This window comes from Blautia intestinalis (genome assembly GCF_014297355.1).
Taxonomy (GTDB): domain Bacteria; phylum Bacillota; class Clostridia; order Lachnospirales; family Lachnospiraceae; genus Blautia_A; species Blautia_A intestinalis.
The window spans coordinates 16,180-40,059 of record NZ_JACOQE010000014.1; the positions used below are offsets into that span (position 1 = coordinate 16,180).

The 23,880-nt window shown below is 42.3% G+C and carries 20 protein-coding genes and 3 pseudogenes; 18 read left to right on the forward strand and 5 right to left on the reverse strand.

All coding sequences use genetic code 11. The features are described from left to right. Window positions 1-3 precede the first annotated feature (3 nt). From H8Z79_RS17205 to H8Z79_RS14985, 9 genes and pseudogenes are all read left to right on the forward strand, one after another. A pseudogene (locus H8Z79_RS17205) lies at window positions 4-1,059 on the forward strand (FtsK/SpoIIIE domain-containing protein); the annotation flags it as partial. Next, a pseudogene (locus H8Z79_RS14950) lies at window positions 1,056-1,238 on the forward strand (ABC transporter ATP-binding protein); the annotation flags it as partial. The pseudogenes H8Z79_RS17205 and H8Z79_RS14950, both read left to right, overlap by 4 nt. Then, entirely contained in the window at window positions 1,228-1,719 is a 492-nt protein-coding gene (locus H8Z79_RS14955) for an FtsX-like permease family protein (protein ID WP_225877027.1), read from the forward strand. The pseudogene H8Z79_RS14950 and the gene H8Z79_RS14955, both read left to right, overlap by 11 nt. Before the next feature lie 329 nt (window positions 1,720-2,048). After that, window positions 2,049-2,243: a hypothetical protein gene (locus H8Z79_RS14960; protein ID WP_004614488.1), complete on the forward strand. Its 195-nt coding sequence runs from the start codon at window positions 2,049-2,051 to the stop codon at window positions 2,241-2,243. A 104-nt stretch (window positions 2,244-2,347) separates the two neighbouring features. Next, the gene (locus H8Z79_RS14965; protein WP_187002917.1) at window positions 2,348-3,568 is read left to right on the forward strand and encodes a tyrosine-type recombinase/integrase; all 1,221 of its coding nucleotides are present in this window, start codon (window positions 2,348-2,350) and stop codon (window positions 3,566-3,568) included. A gap of 297 nt (window positions 3,569-3,865) precedes the next feature. Next, entirely contained in the window at window positions 3,866-4,324 is a 459-nt protein-coding gene (locus H8Z79_RS14970; RefSeq protein ID WP_015541701.1) for an Hsp20/alpha crystallin family protein, read from the forward strand. A gap of 163 nt (window positions 4,325-4,487) precedes the next feature. Next, window positions 4,488-4,940: an Hsp20/alpha crystallin family protein gene (locus H8Z79_RS14975; protein ID WP_015541702.1), complete on the forward strand. Its 453-nt coding sequence runs from the start codon at window positions 4,488-4,490 to the stop codon at window positions 4,938-4,940. Between the two features lie 190 nt (window positions 4,941-5,130). Continuing rightward, window positions 5,131-7,482, forward strand: a complete 2,352-nt coding sequence (locus tag H8Z79_RS14980; protein ID WP_015541703.1) for a LuxR C-terminal-related transcriptional regulator — start codon at window positions 5,131-5,133, stop codon at window positions 7,480-7,482. Between the two features lie 216 nt (window positions 7,483-7,698). Then, window positions 7,699-9,447 carry an ABC transporter ATP-binding protein gene (locus H8Z79_RS14985; protein ID WP_118039246.1) on the forward strand — a complete coding sequence of 583 codons (1,749 nt, stop codon included), beginning with the start codon at window positions 7,699-7,701 and terminating at the stop codon, window positions 9,445-9,447. 8 nt (window positions 9,448-9,455) lie between these two features. Here the strand turns inward: H8Z79_RS14985 and thrH are convergent, their stop codons facing one another. After that, entirely contained in the window at window positions 9,456-10,061 is a 606-nt protein-coding gene (gene thrH / locus H8Z79_RS14990) for a bifunctional phosphoserine phosphatase/homoserine phosphotransferase ThrH (RefSeq protein ID WP_118039247.1), read from the reverse strand. Between the two features lie 225 nt (window positions 10,062-10,286). On the opposite strand from thrH, the gene H8Z79_RS14995 reads away from it, so the two are divergent. Next, complete coding sequence (locus tag H8Z79_RS14995; protein WP_118039248.1) at window positions 10,287-11,159, forward strand: DMT family transporter; 873 nt, start codon at window positions 10,287-10,289, stop codon at window positions 11,157-11,159. 110 nt (window positions 11,160-11,269) lie between these two features. After that, window positions 11,270-12,424 (forward strand): annotated as a pseudogene (locus H8Z79_RS15000) (FprA family A-type flavoprotein); the annotation flags it as partial. A gap of 114 nt (window positions 12,425-12,538) precedes the next feature. On the opposite strand, the gene H8Z79_RS15005 reads toward H8Z79_RS15000, so the two are convergent. Continuing rightward, window positions 12,539-14,206: an alpha-glucosidase gene (locus H8Z79_RS15005; protein ID WP_118039250.1), complete on the reverse strand. Its 1,668-nt coding sequence runs from the start codon at window positions 14,204-14,206 to the stop codon at window positions 12,539-12,541. A 243-nt stretch (window positions 14,207-14,449) separates the two neighbouring features. Here H8Z79_RS15005 and feoB point away from each other — a divergent pair, with 243 nt between their 5' ends. Next, entirely contained in the window at window positions 14,450-16,813 is a 2,364-nt protein-coding gene (feoB, locus tag H8Z79_RS15010) for a ferrous iron transport protein B (protein WP_118039251.1), read from the forward strand. A 56-nt stretch (window positions 16,814-16,869) separates the two neighbouring features. Here feoB and H8Z79_RS15015 read toward each other — a convergent pair whose 3' ends face one another. Continuing rightward, the gene (locus H8Z79_RS15015) at window positions 16,870-17,961 is read right to left on the reverse strand and encodes an FtsW/RodA/SpoVE family cell cycle protein (RefSeq protein WP_118039252.1); all 1,092 of its coding nucleotides are present in this window, start codon (window positions 17,959-17,961) and stop codon (window positions 16,870-16,872) included. A 125-nt stretch (window positions 17,962-18,086) separates the two neighbouring features. Between H8Z79_RS15015 and H8Z79_RS15020 the strand changes: the two genes are divergently transcribed. The 3 genes from H8Z79_RS15020 (at window position 18,087) to spoIIID (ending at window position 19,316) form a co-directional block, all read left to right on the forward strand. Further along, the gene (locus H8Z79_RS15020) at window positions 18,087-18,293 is read left to right on the forward strand and encodes a hypothetical protein (RefSeq protein ID WP_147348988.1); all 207 of its coding nucleotides are present in this window, start codon (window positions 18,087-18,089) and stop codon (window positions 18,291-18,293) included. A 14-nt stretch (window positions 18,294-18,307) separates the two neighbouring features. After that, window positions 18,308-18,994 (forward strand): DNA alkylation repair protein, encoded by a 687-nt coding sequence (locus H8Z79_RS15025; RefSeq protein ID WP_118039254.1) that lies wholly within the window; start codon window positions 18,308-18,310, stop codon window positions 18,992-18,994. A gap of 67 nt (window positions 18,995-19,061) precedes the next feature. Next, complete coding sequence (gene spoIIID / locus H8Z79_RS15030) at window positions 19,062-19,316, forward strand: sporulation transcriptional regulator SpoIIID (RefSeq protein ID WP_118039255.1); 255 nt, start codon at window positions 19,062-19,064, stop codon at window positions 19,314-19,316. A gap of 57 nt (window positions 19,317-19,373) precedes the next feature. Here the strand turns inward: spoIIID and H8Z79_RS15035 are convergent, their stop codons facing one another. Further along, a complete protein-coding gene (locus H8Z79_RS15035; RefSeq protein WP_118039256.1) occupies window positions 19,374-20,462 on the reverse strand; it encodes a pyridoxal phosphate-dependent aminotransferase in 1,089 nt (362 codons plus the stop codon). A 180-nt stretch (window positions 20,463-20,642) separates the two neighbouring features. On the opposite strand from H8Z79_RS15035, the gene H8Z79_RS15040 reads away from it, so the two are divergent. From H8Z79_RS15040 to H8Z79_RS15050, 3 genes are read left to right on the forward strand one after another with little or no spacing between them, the layout of a single operon-like run. Then, window positions 20,643-20,894 carry a hypothetical protein gene (locus H8Z79_RS15040; RefSeq protein WP_015541721.1) on the forward strand — a complete coding sequence of 84 codons (252 nt, stop codon included), beginning with the start codon at window positions 20,643-20,645 and terminating at the stop codon, window positions 20,892-20,894. A 13-nt stretch (window positions 20,895-20,907) separates the two neighbouring features. Next, on the forward strand, window positions 20,908-21,471 hold the full coding sequence (locus H8Z79_RS15045) for a GNAT family N-acetyltransferase (protein WP_118039257.1): 564 nt from the start codon (window positions 20,908-20,910) through the stop codon (window positions 21,469-21,471). A gap of 55 nt (window positions 21,472-21,526) precedes the next feature. After that, complete coding sequence (locus H8Z79_RS15050) at window positions 21,527-22,297, forward strand: sulfite exporter TauE/SafE family protein (RefSeq protein ID WP_243023212.1); 771 nt, start codon at window positions 21,527-21,529, stop codon at window positions 22,295-22,297. Window positions 22,298-22,315: 18 nt separating this feature from the next. Here the strand turns inward: H8Z79_RS15050 and H8Z79_RS15055 are convergent, their stop codons facing one another. Next, window positions 22,316-23,869, reverse strand: a complete 1,554-nt coding sequence (locus tag H8Z79_RS15055) for a CDP-glycerol glycerophosphotransferase family protein (protein WP_187002918.1) — start codon at window positions 23,867-23,869, stop codon at window positions 22,316-22,318. Between the last annotated feature and the right edge of the window lie 11 nt (window positions 23,870-23,880).

Consider the following 23,880-nt stretch of genomic DNA (forward strand, 5'->3'; position numbering starts at 1 on the left):
TTTATGCGTATGAATTGGAACAAAGGACACCGTATCAGAGCCAGCGACAAGCACCTTGTCTATCACTTTTCCATAGGGACGCTTCTGTTTGTATTCATGGCGGTTCTCCTGCTACTGAATATCAAACAGCTTATATGTACTGATTGGGAGCATTTCAGCTTGTTAGAGAACGGCTTGACGCTTTCTCCTTACAACTTCATAACCATACTGATAGCGACTGGTGTTTGTGCATTGGTCGCTTTTCTGTACTACCGCTTCTGTTACGACAGTTTCAAGAAGCTCCTGCACCGTCAAAAGCTGGCACGAATGATACTGGAAAATAAGTGGTATGAAGCCGATACCGTACAAGACAGTGGTTTTTTTACTGACCTGCAAAGCAGATCAAGGGAAAAAATCGTCTGGTTTCCAAAGATTTACTATCAAATGGAAAAGGGACTGCTTCATATCCGCTGTGAAATTACGCTGGGGAAATATCAAGACCAGCTTTTACGGTTAGAGGATAAATTGGAAAGTGGCTTGTATTGTGAGCTGACCGACAAGACCCTGCATGACGGCTATATCGAATATACCCTGCTTTATGATATGATAGCGAACCGCATTACCATTGATGAAGTACGTGCAGAGAACGGCTGTCTTAGACTGATGAAAAATCTTGTCTGGGAATATGACGCACTTCCTCATGCTCTGATTGCTGGTGGGACGGGTGGCGGTAAAACTTATTTTCTGCTGACGCTTATTGAAGCCTTACTCCATACCAACGCTGTCCTTTATATCTTAGACCCGAAGAATAGCGACCTTGCGGACTTAGGAACGGTCATGCCAAACGTCTACCATACCAAAGAAGAAATGATAGACTGCGTCAATGCCTTTTATGAGGGCATGGTACAGCGAAGCGAGGAAATGAAGCGACACCCGAACTATAAGACGGGCGAAAACTACGCCTATCTGGGACTGCCACCCTGCTTTCTTATCTTTGATGAATATGTGGCATTTTTTGAAATGCTAGGGACAAAAGAAAGCGTGAGCCTACTTAGCCAGTTAAAGAAAATCGTTATGTTACTATTTTAATGGTAACACATGACCCGTTTAGTGCGTCTTTCTGTGAACGTATTTTGTTCTTGAAAGACGGTAAAATATTCAATGAAATTTTCAGAGGGGAAAAAAGCAGAAAAGATTTCTTCAATGAAATACTGGATATATTAACCTTGCTTGGAGGTGAAGTGGGAAATGTTAGGTAAGTTAGCGTATAGAAATACAAAAAGAAATATTAAAGATTATATGATTTATCTGATAACCGTTACTGTTTCCTTTTCTCTTATATTTGCTTTTAATTTGGTGGCAAGTTCTGATGAAATTGTAAAGTTATGTTCCAGTATGGATGCATTTAAGAATTCATTGTTCGCTGTAAATATTCTTATTATTTTTGTGATATGCTTTTTGATCAACTATACAACGAAATTTATGTTTGAAAAAAGAAGTAAAGAATTAGGAACATATATGCTTCTTGGCATTAAGAAAAAAGAAATTGCCCACTTAGTTGTAATTGAAAATATACTGTTGGGAATTTTAGCATTTGTATTAGCTATTCCTATTGGCTTTTTATTCAGCCAGTTTGTGTCGTTAGTAATTGTAAACTTACTGGGTATTCCAAAAACTCTCTTTATTTCTTTGAATTTCGTTTCTATTGGACTATTGATAATTTATTTTTTAACTGAATAAAGCAGACAGATACGTTTGTGAGATAGCGAGCCACGGGGACTGTACGCCACGACCTTTCCAAAAGAAAGCGAGCGACCCACGCAGTGATCCGAGAGCGACTGTTGGAAAAGTCGTTTTGCCATGACCTATCCTCACAGAATAATGATACGTCCGCATGGTGCGGTTCTGCCCACAAGAATGGGAATAGTTGAGATACTAATGGAGCTTTCCAAAGCCGTCTGTCTGCTTATGTAACTTATAAATAGACACACAGTAAAGGGGGTGTTACATTATGTTAAATACTGATGTGTTAAATGATGTGATGTTCCAGCGAGGTAAGGTGTTGGAATATGAATAAAACGAAGATAAGAGCAACGGAACAGCCGATTGCTGTTGATATAGAGGGACTGTCTGCTATGTTATCTTGTGGTCGTGCTACTGCAAGAAAGATTGGCGAGCAGGCAGGAGCAAAAATTGTGATAGGTCGCAGGGTTCTTTATTCCATAGAAAAAGTCAAGAAATACTTGTTATATTTGGAAGAATAGAGCGATTTTCTATTTATGTTCTCTGGCGTGTGTAGTATAATAAGAAAGGACAAAGCACGCTGTGAGAACAAGAAAAGAGGCTTTTTCAGAAAGGAATGGTTCTCATGGCAATTAGTAGAAAAGACCCAAAAGGAAGAAAATTAAGAGAGGGCGAAAACTGGCGTAATGATGGAAGATACAGTTATCGTTATACAGATGTAAGAACAGGCAAGAGATTGACAGTCTATGCACAAGATTTACCAGAGCTTCGAGAAAAAGAGAAGCAGATTGCAAAAGATATGGAAGATAATATATTGACAGACGGAGCAATCAAAAAAATGACGCTTAACACGTTGTTTGAGCGTTATATGACAACTCGTGAGCTGGCTGATACTACAAGGGTTAGTTATGTTCGTGCTTGGGAAAACAGAGTAAAAGACGAGATTGGAAATATTAAAGTTGTTCAGCTTTTACCCTCACATATTAAAGCGTATTATGCGAAACTTTCCAAAGCTGGATATGCTTATTCTACAATCAAGTATATTCACAACCTGCTTTATCCTGCATTAGAAATGGCTGTTGATGATGATATTATCCGAAAGAACCCTGCAAAAAGTTCCATTAGTGATTATGGAAAACCAGCAGAGGAAAAAGAAGCCTTAACAGTTTCTCAACAAGAAAAGTTTATGGAGTTTGTAAAACAGAGCAATGTCTATAACACATATTATCCTATGTTTACCATAATGATTGGTACGGGGTTAAGATGTGGGGAGCTTATTGGTCTTACATGGAAAGATATAAACATCAAGGCAAAAACGGTTAATGTAGACCACCAGCTCATTTATAAGAATTTAGGCGACGGTTGCAAGTTCCATATCTCAACACCAAAAACGGAGTCGGGTATTCGTATTATACCTATGACACAAGAAGTTGCAAAAGCCTTTGAGGAACAAAGGAAAATCAATTTCATGCTTGCAAAGGATAAGAGCATTGAGGTGGACGGGTATTCGGGGTTTGTCTTTACAGCGAAATCGGGCAGACCGCTTATGCCGAATGGCGTAAATAGTGTTTTATATAACATTGTAGACGCATATAACAAAACCGAAGTAGAGAGAGCAAAAAAAGAGCATAGGAAAGCAGAGCTGTTACCAAAGTTTTCAGCTCATGTAATGCGTCACACAGCTTGTACCAGAATGGCAGAGTGCCGTATGGACGTAAAAGTTCTTCAATATATTATGGGACACGCTCATATAGATGTAACAATGGAAGTGTACAACCATATTGGAGAGCTGACAAGGATTGAAAATGAGATTGCAAGACTAGATAGTATGGTGTTAAATGCTTGACACCACAAAAAGAGAAATTGGTGTCAAATTGGTGTCAAAACAGAAAAAATCACAATTTCAAAAGAAATAAGATACTGCAAACCATTGATTTTAAAGGGTTTGCAAAAAAAATCTCAAAAAATTAGCACTCACCTCTTGACAGTGCTAACAAAGTGTGTTATATTACAACTAGAACAAAGGAAGAGGGATAAAGAGATAAGAAGATTAAAGAAAATCTCTTAGATATCTTTCATACCAACCGGGTTCCGAATAAAAACTTATTTCAATATAGATTATTAAAAAAGGGAGAGATGACTTATGTTAATGCCTAGTATTTTTGGAGAAAACTTATTCGACGATTTCTTTACACCGTTCTATTACGATGACAAAGATGAGAAGAAAGCAGAAAAGAAACTTTATGGACACAGAGCACAGAATCTTCTGAAAACAGATATCAAAGAAACCAAGGAAGGTTATGAACTGGTTATTGATGTACCTGGATTTAAGAAAGATGAAGTAAAGGTAGCACTGAAAGATGGTTATCTGACCGTCAGTGCAGCCAAAGGTCTTGATGAAGAAGAGGATGACAAGAAGACAGGACGTTACATCAGGCGTGAACGTTATGCAGGTGCCTGCGAGAGAAGCTTCTATGTTGGCGAAGATGTCACACAGGAAGACATCAAAGGTGAATACAAACACGGTATCCTGAAACTGTTTGTTCCGAAGAAAGAAGCAAAACCAGTTTCCAACGATCCGAAGTATATTACCATTGAATAATCGATGGCCAACTGATTTGACAGAATTTCGGCAGATAATATCTGACAGGTAAAAGTTTATGGTACTGCCCGAAGACTTCGGGCGGTGCCGTTAAATATAGATTTGAAGGCAACAGCCGCAAGGCTTAAATATAGATTTTTTATCATAAAAGGAGAGATGACTTATGTTGATGCCTAGTATTTTTGGAGAAAACTTATTTGATGATGATTGGATGAACTTCCCGTTTAACGATGAGTTTTGGGGCAAGAAAAATCCACTTTATGGTAAACATGCACAGAACATGATGAAAACAGATATCCGTGAGACCGATGGCAGCTATGAACTTGATGTAGATCTTCCTGGATTTAAGAAAGATGAGATCAAGGTTCAGCTGAAAGACGGCTACCTGACACTGGCAGCAGCCAAAGGTCTGGATAAAGATGAAAAAGATAAAGAAGGTAACTACATCAGACGCGAACGCTATGCGGGAACCTTAAGCAGAAGCTTCTATGTTGGCGATGCTGTCAGCGAAGAAGATATTCATGCAAAATACGAATACGGTATTCTGAAACTTTCTGTTCCGAAGAAAGCACCAAAAGCCGTTGAAAAAAATGGTTACATTGCAATCGAAGGCTAACCTTCCAATGCTTATTCTCCTCATATATGTCCGGGATCCGTAAGGATCCCGGCTTTTTTGTGTAACGAAAAACTGTTACCATAATCATGTAAAAACAAAAAACTATCCTTTCGGATAGTTCCATAAAGAAAAATACTCTGCTACAATAAAGATACACTACACAAAATCTGAAAATCAAGAGGAGAGGAGTATGAAGAAAAACATTAAATCTGTAAGCGAAACATACATATGCCCGAAAAAAGCAGGGTATAAATTCCGTTCAGCCCGGAAATTTCATACTCCACTTTATCTTTATGGAGTGACCGGTATTGGCAAAACTGCATTGATCTTAAATAATGTTAATATGAAGAAATGCAGTTATTACAGTGCTACAACGATTCTTGCAGATGAGATCAATATAGAAAAGAAAACTACTGAGCACACTGTTGTGATCGATGATCTCCAGTCACTTGCGGATTCTTCCCAAAAAGAAGCTTATTTTGAAAAAATAAAAGAACTGCTCGGCAGAGAAGACATATGGCTGATCCTGATTTCACGGTGTCCGTTCCCACGCTGGCTGATGCCACTTCGTGCAAAATATATCTTTGTAGAAATCGAAGAAGAAGATTTCCTTTTTTCTCTTGATGAGCAGATTGCATACATAGAGCAGTTCGGACTTGAACTTCCGCATGAACAACATCAGGAAGCATGGAGTATAGGTGGTGGAAATCCATTGTCGCTGTTCTTTTATGTCATGGAAAACTGTAATCTGGAGCGGACGATTAAGCGTCAGTGGGATTATCTGGAGGTTCATGTATATGATCAGTGGGATCTGCAGCTTCAGGAATTTTTTATGGATGTTTCAGTCGTAGAAGAATTTACAGTTCAGCTTGCAGCAATGCTGACCGGCAGGCGTGATGTAGAAAAGTTGATCTCACAGGCTGAAGAAACAGGAAATTTCTTTGAAATATGTGGTACAAACGGAATCTGGAGATGCCGCTGGCCGATGCGTAAATCTATGCAGCAGAGACTTCGCAGACGCAAAACCGCAGAACAGATCGAGCGTCTATATTACAGTGCAGGGTTATATTATGAGATTAACGACCAGATCCCGGAAGCACTTGATATGTATGAAAAATATAATGATATGGATAGCATTTCAAGACTTCTGACTGCAAATGCAAGAAAAAATCCTTCCAGTGGGCATTACTTTGAGCTTCGCAGATATTACCTGGAACTTCCGGACAATATTGTGGAAAACAGTCCTGTTCTTATGGCGGGGCTCAGTTTACTGCAGTCAATGTTGATGAATATCGAAGAAAGCGATCGTTGGTATCACGCATTGGAAAAATATGCAGAGGAACATACGGGAAGCGAGAAGCGGGAGGCAAGAAGCCGCCTTCTTTATCTTAAAATTGCATTGCCACATACGGGAAGTACCGGACTGATCGATATTTTCAAGAATGCGGATCTGTTACTGCGCGACCGAAAAGCAGTACTTCCGGAGTTTTCTGTTACGAGTAATCTTCCGTCTCTGATGAATGGAGGAAAAGATTTCTGTGAATGGAGCAAACATGACAAAGAACTTGCGCGCGGGATCGGCATACCGGTAGCATTTGTTCTTGGCAAATATGGCAAAGGTCTTGTTCCGATGGCACTTGCAGAAAGTTATCTGGAAAAGGGACAGGATATTTTTGAGATTTTTTCACTTGCAGAAAAAGGAAAAATGGAGACAGACAGCGGCGGCAAGCTGGAAATGTTTTTTGTCGGTGTCGGTCTGCTTGCATGGCTTTCGGTTTTAAACAGAGATGCAGAAGGTGCAGAAAAAACGTTGCTGAGTTTTCGGGAACGGGCGAGGAAAGATGCACCGAATCTGCTTCCTAATATAGATGCTTTTTTATGCCGTGTGTATTTATACATGGGAAAAGATGTGGCAGACTGGATGGCACAGGCGCCGGATGAGAGCAGAGAATTTTGTACCATGGATCGTTTCCGTTATCTGACAAAAGTAAGAATCTACATACAGAGGGGGCAGTATCAGGCTGCGTATTGTCTGATTCAGCAGATTCTGTATTATGCAGAGATGATGAAACGAACTTACATATATATGGAAGCAACGCTTCTTCTGGCAATCGTACAATACCAGATGAATCAGCCAGCGTGGAAAGAAACGCTGCAGGAGTGTATAAGCAGGGCAGAAGAGTATCATTTTGTACGGGTTCTGACCAGAGAAGGCCCGGTATTGTTTCAGATGTTGGAAAAAGATAAATTTATCTGGCAGGATGCAGAGTACAAAAATCAGGTTCTGACAGAATGCCGGCAGATGGCAGAAGCCTACCCATTCTATCTCAGCGAAGAAGGAGAAGAGCAGATCGCTTTAAGTACCAATGCAGTCAAAATACTGAAATTACAGGCAGAAGGTATGGCGTCAGCGGCTATAGCCCAAAGCATGAAACTTTCGGAAGCGACAGTGAAATACCACTGTCGGGAAACATACCGTAAATTAGGCGTTAAAAATAAAACAGCAGCAATCGCGGAAGCGCGAAGACGCAAGCTGATCTGAGTGAAAACAAAATAATGAGCATGAAAGGGGCAGAACCATACGGTTCCTGCCTCTTCTCTATACCAAAGTATGCAAGAGAAGCTGCCAGTGGCAGGTTCTCTGTATGACATGAAACCCATTATCTTGCATTTTTTACATCATCTGTGCTAAGATGAGTGTCAGAAAGTGAGTGAAATAAATATGAAACAATAGAAAATAAAAGATGGGAGAAAAAAGATGAATCGGAAAGATTTCAAAAACAAAAGTGAAATGCAGATATTTCTGTCATATTTCAAACCTCACAGGAAACTGTTTTTCCTGGATATGGCATGTGCACTGGGAATTGCGATAATCGATCTGGCGTTTCCATTTATTTCCAGATGGTGTATGTACAAACTTTTGCCGGATAATGCATGGAGAACATTCTGGACCGTCATGGCAATCGTATTTTGTGCATACATTCTGCGGTCTGTTTTTACCTATATTATTACTTACTGGGGACACACGTTTGGTGTCCGGATAGAAACAGATTTTCGACGTGACTTATTTCAGCATATTCAGGAGCTGAGTTATTCGTATTTTGATAATGCCCGCGTGGGACAGTTAATGAGTCGGCTCACATCGGAACTGTTTGATATTACGGAGTTTGCACATCATGCGCCGGAAGATATTTTTATTTCAACAGTAACGATCATTGGTGCGCTGATCATTATGTTTACGATCCAGTGGAAACTGGCGCTGGTGATCGCGGTGACAATTCCGATTTTTCTTGTGATTGTGTGGAAATGCCGTTTTTCCATGCAGAATGCATCCCGTAATGTAAAAAAGGAGATGGCAGCGATCAATACGGATTTTGAATCCGGACTTTCCGGTCTTCGGACGGCGAAAGCTTTTGCAAATGAGGAAAAAGAACTCGACAAATTTGATTCTGCAAATTTGAGCTACCGTGATTCAAAAGCGGATTTTTATCGGGCAATGGGAATGTTTAATTCTGTAATGGAATTTTTCATGTGTATTCTTTCAGCAATCGTGATTGCGGTCGGCGGTGCACTGATCATGTCAGATCAGTTGAACATCATTGACCTGATCACATTCAGTTTGTATGTTTCTACTTTTGTAAATCCGGTACGTAAGCTTTCAACGACGGTGGAACTGATTGCGAACGGAACAGCCAGTCTGCACAGATTTGTGGAACTGATGCGGACAGAACCGGGACTTAAGGATGCACCGGATGCCACGGAGTTTCAGGATGTCAGAGGACAGATCGATATAGATCATGTCGGATTTGCTTATGAGGGAGATCAGACAGTACTTAAGGATGTTTCCCTTCATATAAAACCGGGTGAGACGATTGCGTTTGTAGGATCTTCCGGTGGTGGAAAAACTACGCTCAGTCAGTTGATTCCGCGATTCTATGATGTGACTGACGGAAGTATTTCCATTGATGGAATGGATGTAAGAAAGGCCACGCAGGAATCGCTGCACAGAAATATCGGTGTTGTGCAGCAGGAAGTTTTCCTTTTTGCAGACAGTATTGCGGAGAACATCCGTTATGGAAAACTCGATGCGACAATGAATGAAATCATACAGGCGGCAAAGATGGCAGAAATTTATGATGATATTATGGAAATGCCGAAAGGATTTGATACGAATGTCGGAGAAAGAGGCGCGCTTCTTTCCGGTGGACAGAAACAAAGAATTTCAATTGCACGTATTTTTCTGAAAAATCCACCGATTCTGATTCTGGATGAGGCCACTTCAGCGCTGGATAGTGTGACAGAGGCAAAAATCCAGAAAACATTTGAGAAACTTGCGGTCGGAAGAACGACGATCATCATAGCCCACAGACTTTCTACAGTCAAGAGTGCAGATGACATCGTGGTCATTGAACAGGGACAGATTGTTGAAAAAGGATCGCACAACGAACTGATGCAAAAAGAAGGGGTATATGCATCACTGGTTCATACACAGGAATTAAAAAAGTAATCGGGGGATTAACCCTCGATTACTTTTTTGATTGCGTCATAAAGTTCGTCGTATGTTTCATATGCCGGAATTTCAGGATATTCGGATTTGATCGCATCGGTGCTCTTAAAGAGGAATCCTGCCTTGCTTGCCTGGATCATACCGAGGTCATTGTGGCTGTCACCGCTTGCAATGGTATCATATCCGATAGACTGCAGTGCTTTTACGGTTGTGTATTTGGATTTTTCACAGCGCATCTTGAAGTCTGTGATCTCGCCGTTGTCTGCGACTACGAGAGAGTTGCAGAAGATAGTCGGATAACCGAGTTTTTTCATCAGAGGTCCGGCAAACTGTGAAAATGTATCACTGATGATGATGACCTGAGTCAGCTCGCGAAGTTTGTCCAGAAATTCTTTGGCGCCCGGGATCGGATCGATTTTGGAAATAGTTTCCTGAATCTCCTTCAGTCCAAGGCCATGTTCTTTCAAAATATTGAGACGGTATTTCATCAGTTTATCGTAGTCAGGCTCATCTCTTGTTGTTCTTTTTAATTCCGGGATACCGGTCTCTTCTGCAAATGCGATCCAGATTTCAGGAACCAGTACGCCTTCAAGGTCTAAACAGACAATTTCCATAGTTTCTCCTCCGTTCTGAGACAACTTTATCATTGTAGCATGGTACCGCGTCTCTTTAAGCGTGTATTTGAATATCATTATAACCGAAAAATATCGAAATCGCTATATAAAATTACGGAAAAGTCAATTTCCTTAATCTATTCAAAAGGAATCCTGCTTGTATCACGTTGGCAGTTAGTGATATGATAAACAGGAAAAAATGATGAGAGGCTTGGTGAAATAGAAATGAAACAGGAAAATTATATAAAAGGAATGGTGATGCTCATTCTGTCGGCGTTTTTCTTTGCATGTATGAATGTCAGTGTGCGTCTGGCGGGAGATCTGCCATCCATTCAGAAAAGTTTTTTCCGTAATCTGGTGGCGGCAATTTTTGCAGCAATCATTTTAGGTAAAAATCATATTGTACCAAAGGTGCAGAAACAGTACTGGGGTGCGCTGTTCCTTCGCTGTGCGTTCGGCACACTGGGAATCCTCTGTAACTTTTATGCGATCGACCATCTGCTTGTTGCAGATGCTTCGATCCTGAACAAATTGTCCCCGTTTTTTGCAATTATTTTTTCTTTTCTGATTTTGAAAGAAAAGATCACCCCGGTGCAGGGAGCTTGCGTGCTGCTGGCATTTATCGGATGCCTTTTCGTGGTAAAACCGGGATTTCAGAATGCAGCCCTGATTCCTGCGCTGATCGGAGTCTGCGGAGGACTTGGAGCAGGAATTGCCTATACAATGGTGCGTGTGCTGGGAACACATGGGGTGAAAGGCCCGATCATTGTATTTTACTTTTCTGCATTTTCCTGCCTGTTTGTGCTTCCGTATCTGATTTTCGATTATACTCCGATGACAGGAAAACAGCTCGTGACGCTTCTGATGGCGGGTCTTTTTGCAGCAGGCGGTCAGTTTACGATCACAGCAGCATATACGTATGCACCGGCAGGTAAGATTTCTATTTTTGATTATTCGCAGATCATATTCGCAACACTTCTGGGATTTTTCCTGTTTGGTGAAATTCCGGATTGCTATAGTTTCATAGGATATGGATTGATCATTCTTGCATCACTGGGGATGTTTGTTTATAACATGAAGGTTATAAAATGTCGATAATAAAAAGGTCCCTATTGATTTCGGTTAAGGGAGCAGATATAATGTGGACAGAAATGAAAATGTTTTAAAATAACACAAAAGCCGGATCAATAAGGAGGTACATTGTTAAGATGAAAATCGGAAATGATATTTATTATGTAGGTGTAAATGACCATCAGGTCGACCTGTTTGAGGGACAGTATGAGGTGCCGAACGGCATGTCCTATAACTCATATGTGATCAAAGATGAAAAGATCGCAGTTATGGATACGGTAGATGCAAACTTCACAGAAGAATGGCTTGGAAATGTTGCCAAAGTCCTGGATGGAGCAAAGCCGGATTATCTGGTTGTACAGCATATGGAGCCGGATCATGCGGCAAACATCGAAAACTTCATGAAAGCATATCCGGATACAACCGTTGTTGCAAATACAAAGACCTTTACCATGATGGAAAACTTCTTCAGAGGCATGGATCTGGAAGGTAAAAAACTGGTCGTTGCCAACGGCGAGAGCCTGACACTCGGCAAACATGTCCTGACATTTGTATTTGCACCGATGGTTCACTGGCCGGAAGTTATGGTTACATATGACAGCACAGACAAAGTCCTGTTTTCCGCAGACGGATTTGGTAAATTCGGTGCTCTTGATGTAGAAGAAGACTGGGATTGCGAAGCCCGCCGTTATTACATCGGTATTGTTGGTAAATACGGTGCACAGGTACAGAAGCTTCTCAAAGCAGCTGCAACTCTGGATATCCAGACGATCTGCCCGCTGCATGGACCGATCCTGACTGAGAATCTGGGACATTACATTGAGAAATATGACATCTGGTCCTCTTACAAGGTTGAGAGTGAAGGTGTTGTGATCGCATATTCATCTGTTTATGGAAATACAAAGAAAGCCGTAGAAGTTCTGGCACAGAAGCTGGAAGAGAAAGGCTGCCCGAAAGTTTCAGTATTTGATCTTGCAAGAGATGATATGGCAGAAGCCGTTGAAGATGCATTCCGCTATGGTAAACTGGTTCTTGCCACAATCACCTACAATGCCGATATCTTTCCGTTCATGAAAACATACATCGACCATCTGACAGAAAGAAACTATCAGAACCGTACGATTGGTCTGATCGAGAACGGAAGCTGGGCTCCGAATGCTGCAAAAGTTATGAAGGCAGAATTCGAAAAGAGCAAAAATATCACATGGCTTGATACCACAGTTAAGATCATGTCTTCCTTAAGCGAAGAAAACATCAAAGAACTTGATCAGATGGCTGAAGAGCTTTGCAAATAAAATAAAGAAATCCCCACAGGATATGAGTTGCTGAAACTTTGAAAAATTTCAGTATGCATGTTCCTGTGGGGACTTTTTACTGTATGAAATCAGATAAACGGAAAATTTGGTTTACAGTTCGATTACAACCGCCTGGTAATTATCAAGAATTACAGAGTCGTCGCTGATGTTCAGCTGAGGATAATTGTTGAGCAGGATTTTGCGGCATGCAGACGGCAGTTTTACAGTCTGAGGCTCTTTCTGGAAATTGCCGAGTACAAGGAGGGTTTTGTCTCCTTTACGATAGTAAGACATCAGGTTGTGCTGCTCTTCGAGATAAGGAATCAGTTCGCCGTAAACAATGGTTTCTTTATATTCCGGATTTTTACGCAGTGCAATCAGTTCTTTATAGAAAGAAAGAAGAGAATCCGGATCGTTTTCCTGTGAAGCTACATTGATCTCTTTATAATTCGGGTTGAGCGGAAGCCATGGATTTCCACTGGTAAATCCGGCATTGGCGCTGTCGTTCCACTGAACCGGTGTACGGGCATTGTCACGGCTGTATCTGGAGATGCAGGACAGTGCCTCCTTTTCGTTCAGACCGGCATTTTTTGCAACATGATATTCGTCGATTGTGCTGATATCATCGACCTGATTGATGGACTGGAAGCGCAGGTTTTCCATACCGATCTCCTGTCCCTGATAGATAAACGGCAGGCCACGGAGCATAAAATACATTGTTGCAAGAAGTTTCTTACTGTGGAGAGAAAGGTCTCCGTCCGGGATGTAGTGGCTGACACCACGCGGTTCATCATGGTTTTCTATAATATTGGAAAGATAACCGATATCCCTGACACGCTGCTGGGAGTGGAAACAGCATTCTTTGTAGTCATCAGGAGTGATGGTTTTGCGGTCGTACCAGCCGTTCGGGCTTCCGCCGAAAATAGTCGTGGAGAAATCAAACATACTGGAAAAATATCCATGGTCTCCGATGAAATCCGGAAGTTCTTCGTCTTTTTCATCAAATACTTCACCTACGGAAAAAGCATTGTGCGGGCCAAAGGTGCGCGCCTGCATTTCGCTTAAGAATTCACCGATTCCGGTAGCTTCTTTCAACATATTCTGAATGCTGGAAAGGCCGTCCGGACGATCGACGGGATAGTCTGCAAATGGAAATTTCTTCTTGATATTAATGATCGCATCGATACGGAAACCGCTGACACCGCGATCCAGCCACCAGTTGATATTTTTGTATATTTCTTCACGAACCTCCGGATTTTCCCAGTTCAGATCCGGTTGTTTCCTGTGGAAAACGTGCAGATACTGTTTGTCCGGATGTCCCGGCAGAGTTTCCCAGACAGGACCACCGAAGTAACTGCGCCAGTTGCATGGCAGTTCGCCTTCTTTTTTGTCGGTAATGTAGAAGAAATTGCCGTATTTTCCGTCCGGATCCTCGCAGGCTTTTTGGAACCACTCATGTTCATCAGAACAGTGGTTTACTACGAGATCCAGAAGAATATACATATCGCGTTTTTTTGCCTCGGCAAGAAGACGGTCCATGTCTTCCAGTGTTCCGAAAACAGGATTGATGTTGTAATAATCAGAGATGTCGTATCCCTGATCGGCAAAAGGAGACGGATAGCATGGGGAAATCCATACAATGTCGACACCCAGAACTTTCAGATAGTCTAATTTTTCTATAATTCCCGGGATATCCCCGATTCCGTCACCGTTTGAGTCATAAAAACTCTTTGGATAAATTTGATAGGCAACTTTTTCATGCCACCATTTTTTTTCCATAATAAAGTCCTCCTCAGTTTATATCGTGAATCTATTATAAGCTTTTTTGAGACGAAAGTGTTATAAAAATATATTTATATCTCTGATAAAAAATGAAGTAGATATATAAGGAAGAAAATTCTCAGGAAATTCTATTGACAATTTTTCTCATTTGGCATACCGTTAATCTGTATATAATGATAAAAAAAATCAATAAAACAAAGAATTAGACAAAAACAGGAAAAGACAGAAAGGAAAGTCGATATGACATCATTACGTGAACTTCCGATTGGAAAGACTGCAACAATACGTTCTGTCGGTGGAGAAGGAGCATTGCGGCAGCATTTTCTGGATATGGGACTGATCCCGAAGGGCGAAGTGACCATGGTGAAATATGCACCGATGGGAGATCCGATGGAACTTCGTATCCACAGCTATGAACTGACGCTGCGGCTTGCAGATGCAGAAAAGATAGAGATAGAGAATATACGCGACGCTGTTAATGTATCGGACAGCAGGGCGTTACATAAAAATGATACAGCGAGGACAATTCCGCATCCGGGACTTGGTGAAGGCGGAAAATATCACAAAAAAGAGACAGAGCATCCGCTTCCGGACAATGAAATTCTTACGTTCGCGCTTGCGGGAAATCAGAACTGCGGTAAAACAACATTATTTAATCAGCTGACCGGTTCCAGCCAGCATGTCGGAAATTTTCCGGGTGTTACAGTAGACAGAAAAGATGGAAATATTCGTGGAAAAAGCAATACGCTGGTTACCGACCTTCCGGGTATTTACTCTATGTCACCGTATTCCAGCGAGGAGATCGTAACTCGAAATTTTGTGCTTGATGAGCATCCAAAAGGAATCATTAATATTGTAGATGCGACGAATATCGAGAGAAACCTGTATCTGACGATGCAGTTGATGGAACTGGATATTCCAATGGTACTTGCGCTGAATATGATGGATGAGGTGAGGGAAAACGGCGGTTCCATTCTGGTCAATCAGATGGAGGAGATGCTGGGAATCCCGGTCATTCCGATTTCTGCGGCAAAGAATGAAGGAATTGATGAACTGGTACAGCATGCCGTTCATGTAGCAAAATATCAGGAACGTCCGCAGGCAATTGATTTCTGTGATGTGAATGAAGATGGTGGTGCGGTACATCGGTGCCTTCATGCAATCATGCATCTGATTGAGGATCATGCGAAGGCAGCCGGGATTCCGGTACGTTTTGCAGCAGCGAAGCTTGCCGAAGGTGATTCGCTGATTATGGAAAGTCTGAAACTGGACCAGAATGAAAAAGAGACACTGGAGCATATCGTTAAACAGATGGAAAAAGAGCGTGGGCTTGACCGTGCAGCGGCTATTGCCCATATGCGTTTTGATTTCATTGAGAAAGTCTGTGATGAAACAGTCGTAAAGCCAAAAGAAAGCAAAGAACATCTGAGGAGTATGAAGATTGACCGCATTCTGACAGGAAAGTATACGGCAATTCCGTGCTTTATCGGAATCATGGGACTTGTTTTCTTTCTGACTTTCAGCGTGATCGGTGCATTTCTGCAGAATATTCTTGAGATGGGCATTACGGCACTGGGCAATATTGTAGATCATTGGATGAGTGCGGCCGGTGTCAATGATGTGATTCATTCGCTTGTTATGGATGGAGTTTTTAACGGAGTCGGAAGTGTTTTAAGTTTCCTTCCGGTTATTGTGACGTTATTTTTCTTCTTATCTTTGCTGGAAGACAGCGGATATATGGCGAGAGTTGCCTTTGTGATGGATAAACTTCTTCGAAAGATCGGACTTTCCGGAAGAAGTATTGTTCCGATGCTGGTCGGATTTGGCTGTACTGTTCCGGGTGTTATGGCAAGCCGTACACTTCCGTCGGAACGTGACCGTAAGATGACGATCCTGCTGACTCCGTTTATGAGCTGTTCGGCAAAGCTTCCAATCTATGCATTTTTTACGGCAGCATTTTTCCCGAAACATGGAGCGCTTGTGATGATTGCGCTGTACTTTGGCGGGATTTTGATGGGGATTCTTATGGCGCTTCTGATGCGGAGAACGTTGTTCAGTGGAGAAGCAGTGCCGTTTGTTATGGAACTTCCGAATTATCGTATGCCGGGTGCAAAGAATGTCGGACATCTGCTCTGGGACAAAGCGAAAGATTTCCTGCAGAGAGCATTTACTGTTATATTTATGGCAACACTGGTGATCTGGTTCCTGCAGACTTTTGATATGCATCTCAGTATTGTGACTGATTCAAAAGACAGTATTCTTGCGATGGTGGCAAGCGTGGTTGCGCCGATCTTCAAACCGATGGGATTCGGTGACTGGCGGATCTCCACAGCATTGATCACCGGATTTATGGCAAAAGAAAGCGTGGTATCGACACTTTCCGTTTTATTTGGAAGCACTGCGGCTTTGCTGGGATGTATTACACCTTTGGCTGCCGCGAGCCTGCTTGCATTCTGCCTTCTGTATACACCATGTGTTGCTGCAATTGCATCGGTCAAAAGAGAACTTGGCAGTAAATGGGCAGTTGGTGTTGTGGTCGGACAGTGTGTGATTGCATGGATAGTCGCATTTGTTGTGCATCTGGTCGGAGGGTTTTTCTTCTGATAGTTGATCGTATCAAACGGAAATTTCCGGGAGGGCAGGATATCATAGTGAAACTGCTATTTCCGGTAACGGCTTACATTCAGGGCAAGCCCCATTTCTCCGAGGAGAAAGACGATGGAAGTGCCACCGTAACTGATGAAGGGAAGTGTGATTCCGGTGTTGGGAATTGTGTTGGTGACAACGGCAATGTTCAGAATGACCTGAATTGCCAGATGTCCCATGATCCCGGCCGTAAGCAGAGCGGCAGAAAGTTCCTGACTGTGCATGGAGATCACGCAGAGCCGCCAGAGCAGCAGGGCGAAGACCAGAATCAGGATAATGGCACCTGCAAGCCCTGTTTCTTCACATATAATTGAAAAAATCATATCATTCTGGGCTTCGGGGACAAAGCCCAGTTTTTGTATGCTGTCACCAAGACCACGGCCAAAAAGCCCACCGCTTCCAATCGCATAAAGCCCCTGAATGGTCTGGAAGCCTTTTTCATATTTTTCCGGATCGCGCCAGATAGCGAGGCGTTCCAGACGGTAGCTTTCTGCAGCGAGAAAGACGGCAATAAAACCGATGCCGGCACTGCCGAGCGCGACGAACTGCATGTAGTGTGGACTGGAAGCGAAGATCAGAATGACACCGATTCCGAGAATGATGATCGCGGTACTTAAGTTGTTGGAACCGACCAGACCTACGATGGGGAGCAGAGTCAGCATCGTGCGGCACATGAACCAGAAGCCGTCCGTTCGCCTGCGAGAGTATTCTATCTGCCAGGTGAGAAAGAGAATGACGGCAACTTTGGCAAACTCTGAAGGCTGAAAGGAAAGAGGACCGAGATTCAGCCAGCGTTTTGAACCGTTGATCTCCTGTCCGACAAGCAGTACTGCGGTAGAAAGAAGCATGGAGAGCAGATAGGCGGCAGGCGCAAGCCGGACAAAAAAGCGATAATTCATAGTGGAGATTACATACATGGCACCAAGACCGAGTGAGGTGGCGAAAAGCTGTTTTTTGAAGTAATAGGCAGAGTCATGGAAGCGAACCCGGCCGTTGTATTCGCTGGCACTTAAGAGGATGATCAGCCCAAAAACAGCCAGGACAAGAACGAGGATCAGAAGGGCAGTATCAACAGGTGGTTGTGCGTTCTTTTTCTGATCGGACATGAAGCACCCCAAAAGTCTTTTATTAAATGCTATATAAAAAATACCGAAAATATACATGAGGGATTGTACAAAAATAATGGTGTGCTATAATTTCATTAATCCGATCCTGAATGTTCTTACCGGCGGTGCAACATATTCTTTATCCGATGTTGCAGGCAAAGAAAGAAGAGGAACCGGCAGAACCGACCACGAAAATCTGTCCTTACTGTCAGAGTGAGATCAGTATCAAAGCAAGCCGCCGCCCGCACTGCACATCGGTACTTGAAGAAACAAAACACCTTGCGGGACAGTGCCGTGTGAACAGTTATGAAAATAGATCTGATATTATGTAAACTATGGAGGGGCTATGGAGTACAGAGAAAAGCTGGAAAAGAAATTATTTGAAATGCAGGATCTGAAATACAGGGATTTTCACAGCAGGCTGCTTCCGGGAATCGACAAAGAAACGATTATCGGGATCCGCACACCGGAGCTTCGAAAATTTACAAAAGAGTATGCAAAGACTCCGGAGGCAGAGCTTTTTATGCAGGAGTTGCCACACAGATATTATGAAGAGAACAATATGCATATAATGATTGCATCGTGGATAAAAGATTACGAAAAATGCCTTGCGGAAGTGAAAAGATTTCTTCCGTATGTAAATAACTGGGCAACCTGTGACCTCCCTGCACCAAAGATTTTTGTAAAACATAAAGATGAATTGCTTCCGGAGATCCGCAGCTGGATTGCGTCAGATGAGACTTATACGATCCGTTATGGAATCGGCATGCTGATGACGTTTTATCTGGATGAAGATTTCAGACCGGAATATCTGAAAATGGCAGCAGATGTCGAATCTGAAGAATACTATGTAAATATGATGATCGCATGGTATCTTGCAACGGCGCTTGCGAAGCAGTGGGATGCCACCATTCCATATCTGGAAGAACGTAAGTTGTCAGAGTGGGTGCACCGTAAGACTATCCAGAAAGCAATCGAGAGCTACCGGATCACACCGGAGCAGAAGGATTATCTGAAGACCCTGCGAAAATAGCATAGAAGACATACCACAAAACTCCTCCGCATACACTGTAAAAACAGTGCCTTCGGAGGAGTTTTCTTTGAAAGATTACATCGAAGAACGTGCAGTGGAAATTGCATATTACATAATAGAAACGAAAGCAACGGTACGGCAGACAGCAAAAAAATTCGGGATAAGCAAGAGTACGGTACATAAAGATGTCACAGACCGGCTAAGCGAAATCAATCCCGGCCTTGCGGGGGAAGCCCGTAAGATTCTAGACGTCAATAAGGAAGAACGCCACATCCGTGGCGGACTTGCTACCCGGGAGAAGTACCTTCATATGCAGCATTGAACCAGCGGACGTACCCCGGCGCCTCCTCGATATGCAATGAAAAAAGAAGCAGCTGGATCACAGCTGCTTCAGTACGTTTAAGAGTTTTGTATTATCGTCGGGCATCATGATGCAGAAGCGGACAAATTCACCGTCCAGACACTGGAAGGAAGAACAGTCGCGGATCATCAGGCCTTTTTTGATGCAGGCCTCAAAGACATCGGCGGAAGTCAGACCGTCCCGGCGGATTTTTAATAAGATAAAATTGGCATAGGCAGGATAAACTTTAAAAGTTGGGATATTTTGAAGTTCCTGCTCCATGCGGTCACGCTCATCGAGAATCAGATCACGCGTTTCCTGAATGTAGTCGTGGTCACGGAGCATCAGCTCTCCGGCAAAGGCACCAAGACTGTTCAGTGACCATGGCGTCTGTTTTTCTCGCATTTTGGAAAGAAATTCCATATTTCCGGTAATTCCGTAACCGAGACGCATGCCCGGTGCAGCATAAAATTTAGAAACACCACGCAGTACCATGAGATTGGTAAATTCTCTGGTCAGAGGAATCGCAGTTATTTCTTCGACATCCGGTGCGAACTCTGCGTAAGTTTCATCGATCATGACAAAAATATCTTTATCGGCACAGAATGCGATCAGTTTGCGGAGATCCTCCTGCATGACCGCAGAGGAAGTCGGGTTGTTCGGATTGCAGAGAATCAGGAAATCATAACCGTTTTCCAGAATTTTGCACAAATCCTCTACATCGAGAGTGAAATTTCGTTCTTCTCGCAGATGATAATATTCCTGTGTGCTTCCGGAGAAAGAGAGTTCTCTGGAATATTCGGAATATGTCGGTCCGAGAATCAGGGTGTGTTTCGGCGCACGTTCCTGAATCAGAAGTGAAATCAGTTCACTGGAACCGTTGCCCGGTAAAATAAATTCAGCGGGAATCCTGCAGTATTCTGAGATCGTATTTCTGAGAGACACATAATCTCTGTCCGGATAGGAAGAAAAAAGATCAACATTTTCTGCAATTGCTCTTTTTACAGAGGCGGAGAGTCCCAGCGGATTGACGTTTGCTCCAAATTTGACGATATCTTCTTTATTTAAATGATAGTAGTCACATATTTTTTCTATGTCACTTCCATGAAAAACCATTTTTGTAGTCATAAGGTTACACTCCTCATTTTTTCGCTATTTACTATAATAAATCATCGAAGCGTTTTTTACAATAGACAACCGTCGAAGATGTGTTATACTAGAAAAACAGATGTTATTGTGAACAGAAACAAACAGACAACATTTGTAATAATATTTATAGCAGACAAAAATGTAAGGTGAGGGATAAATATGAGACTGCAGATTGTGCAGGATGCACTGAAAACAAAAAATATCAAATATGAATATACCGAAGAGGATGGCTGCGGCAGCCTTGATTTTATGTTCCGCGGTCTGAAATTTCATGTGTGGGAGTACTGCGATGGAATCTGGGGCGCAGAAACGAACATCTATGAGGCTGGCAGAAGCGAGGACATCGAGGGTGATTATGAAGAAAAAATTGCCGATGAGATTCTGTCATGGCCGGATATGATCAATAACTGAACAGGAGAGAAAAATGAAACTTGTGAATATCGCCGATGAAGGCGCAAAATATAAATGGCAGCTTTACGATCTATATGATAAAGCATTTCCGGAACAGGAGAAAAAGCCCCTGCATGTAATGGAAAAACTGGTAGCAGATGGAAAGATGGAGATGCTTGCCATGGTCGACGAAGATGAATTCGCAGGACTGGCAATCAATCTGATCGATGCGGAGCAGGATCGGGCGCTTCTGGATTATTATGCGATCGCACCGGAGAAACGAAATTCCGGATATGGAAGCATGGGACTGGAGGCATTGCTTAAAAAGTTCAAAAATCATAAATATATTTTTGAAATAGAAACACAGGATGAAAAAGCAGAAAATGCCGAAGAACGCAAAAGAAGAAAGGCTTTTTATCTTCGGAACGGACTTAGGGAGACAGGATTGTTTGTAAATGTGTATGATACGGATTTTGAAATCCTTACACCGGACGGTGAGCTGACTTTCTGGGAATATGTAGATTTTCTGCGAGAAGTAATGTATGAAGAATACGTACAGATTCTTCGCCCGACTCTGATCGCGATGAAAAAGAAATAGCAAATAATATAACAGACAGTAATAAAAATACAAAAGGAAATTGAGGACAGGGAATGTGGGAGAGAATGTAATTTTAGTTTATCTGGTAGTATGTTTTTTTGTATTTCTGGCGGGATTTGTAGATTCGATTGCCGGAGGAGGCGGACTGATCTCGCTTCCGGCATATATGATCGCAGGGCTGCCTGTACATACAGCAATTGCAACAAATAAAATGAGCAGTTTTATGGGGACTTCTGTATCGTCTTTTTACTACATGAAAAAAGGCTTTATGAAGTGGAGAATCTGTATTCCTGCTGTTTTTGGTGCGATTGCCGGTTCCTGGATGGGTTCTCATCTGGCACTTCTGATTTCGGAGAGCGTTTTGAAGATTGCCATGCTGATCGTGCTGCCGATAATTTTGTTTTATGTTCTGAGGAACAACGCGCTTAAAGGAAATGAGGAAAATACAACAGACGTAATTGATGGAATGCTGATTTTTAAATGCGCGATCATTGCGGTCGTAATCGGTGTATATGACGGTATTTACGGGCCGGGAACGGGTACATTTCTGATGCTTTTGTTTACGGGATTCTGTCATATGACACTGAATGATGCAGCAGGAACCACAAAAGCGATCAACCTGACAACCAATATCACGGCCCTTGTGGTATTTCTGATCAATGGTAAAGTACTTCTTCCATTGGGAATTGCAGCCGGGGTATGCAATATGGCGGGCAATTATCTCGGAAGCCACAGTTTTACATCTAATGGACACAAGATCGTAAAACCGGTTATGATCGTGGTGATCGTGATTTTCTTTATTAAAGTATTGACAGAATTGATTTGAAACAACAAAAGCCAGAGCTTAATAGCCCTGGCTTTTGATATATTCATAAGTTCTCTTGCAGTTGTCATGGTCTCTGGCAACAAATAAATTTTCGCGCATTGCGGTATAAGTTTCTTTTTCCCGAAAACCATTTTCGGCGTACTCGCGGATGAGACGTACCAGCTCATTCTGCTTTGTACAACGGTCACCGAACAGATCTTTTTCCATATCTATATAGCTTCCGTTGGTTTCGTTGTACTGTTTCAGATCAAACTGATAAAAAAGTATCGGTTTTTCCAGATAATAAGCATCCCAGCAGGCACTTGAATAATCTGTGATCATCATGGAACAGCCCATAAGAAGCTGATTCAGAGGCACGGAATTGAAAGAAATCAGTTCGATCAGATTATTATCAGCATGGAAATTATCAATAAATTCCCTGAGCTTCGGATGAATATAAAATACAAGCCGAATCTGTTTTTCTTTCAGATAATCCAATAACTCCTGATCATTCAGAAGGGAAGTATAGTGCCGATAATAACTGCTCTGACAAAACAGCTCATCATTCTGGCCTTCCAGCCAGCTTCGCCATGTCGGCATCAGCAATATAAACGGATGTGCCGGATCAGCGGTGTTTTCCAGCTTGTCCCAGCGTGCGAGTCCGGTGACAGGGACTTTGGACGGTTCGTATTCCATATGCTGTGTGATGATATTTTTTTCAAATTCAGATGATGCCGTAAAATATGTCACAGGCGAGGAAGAATGCACCCCAAAAAGATTATCTACATTTTTAAGGTACAGCACGCCATGCTGAAGAAAATAGAGTTTTTGTTTATTGATCTCTCTTGTGATAGGGTTCGGCATCGGTTTCCAGATATAGGCATGGTGACGTCCGTCCGGAGAAATATACAGATCCGCAGTCAAAAGATACAGAATATGGCGAAAACTCAGGAAAGGGATCACGTTTTTACTGTATTTCTGCATGTCATTCCACTGAGGAGATTTCCGGTCCAGAATAAAGTAGACATTCTTTTCATTTTGTTTCATACAGTATTCAAAAAAGTAAAAACCATTTTCCTGCGCGGTGACACAGAATTTTTCGTAAATCAGCCATATATGATGTTTCTTGAGGAGTTTGCCGAATATTTTATAAATAGCAAAAGCGGACAGTTCCTTTATTCGGAAACTGAGTCGGTCATGTGGCTGCCAGTGACGGCATCGAAGCAGGAAACTGTGACCGGAGCCGCCCATCGGGAAATACACGAAATCACCCCGACGGACATAGTGCCTTCCGAGAAGGAGGGCAAGACGGACTTTGCTGTCAAGAACGGCTGTGTAAACAGTATCGGAAGTCGTGTCCTGAAAAACCAGTGCCCAGTCACCGTCATTTTGTTCCAGAAAAGAGACGTCAATCTTTAGTACCATTTCTGATGAATCGTCTATCGACAGTTCTACAGGATGTGAAAAATGAAATCCTGTATTCTGAAAAACGATTGAAGCCTGAAGCTGTGTGGCTTTCTCAGGACGACTCAGAAGCAGAATGAGCCTTTTCTTTTTTATTTTTAAGTTTTTAATATGAAGTGTTTGTTCCATAAAAACCTTCC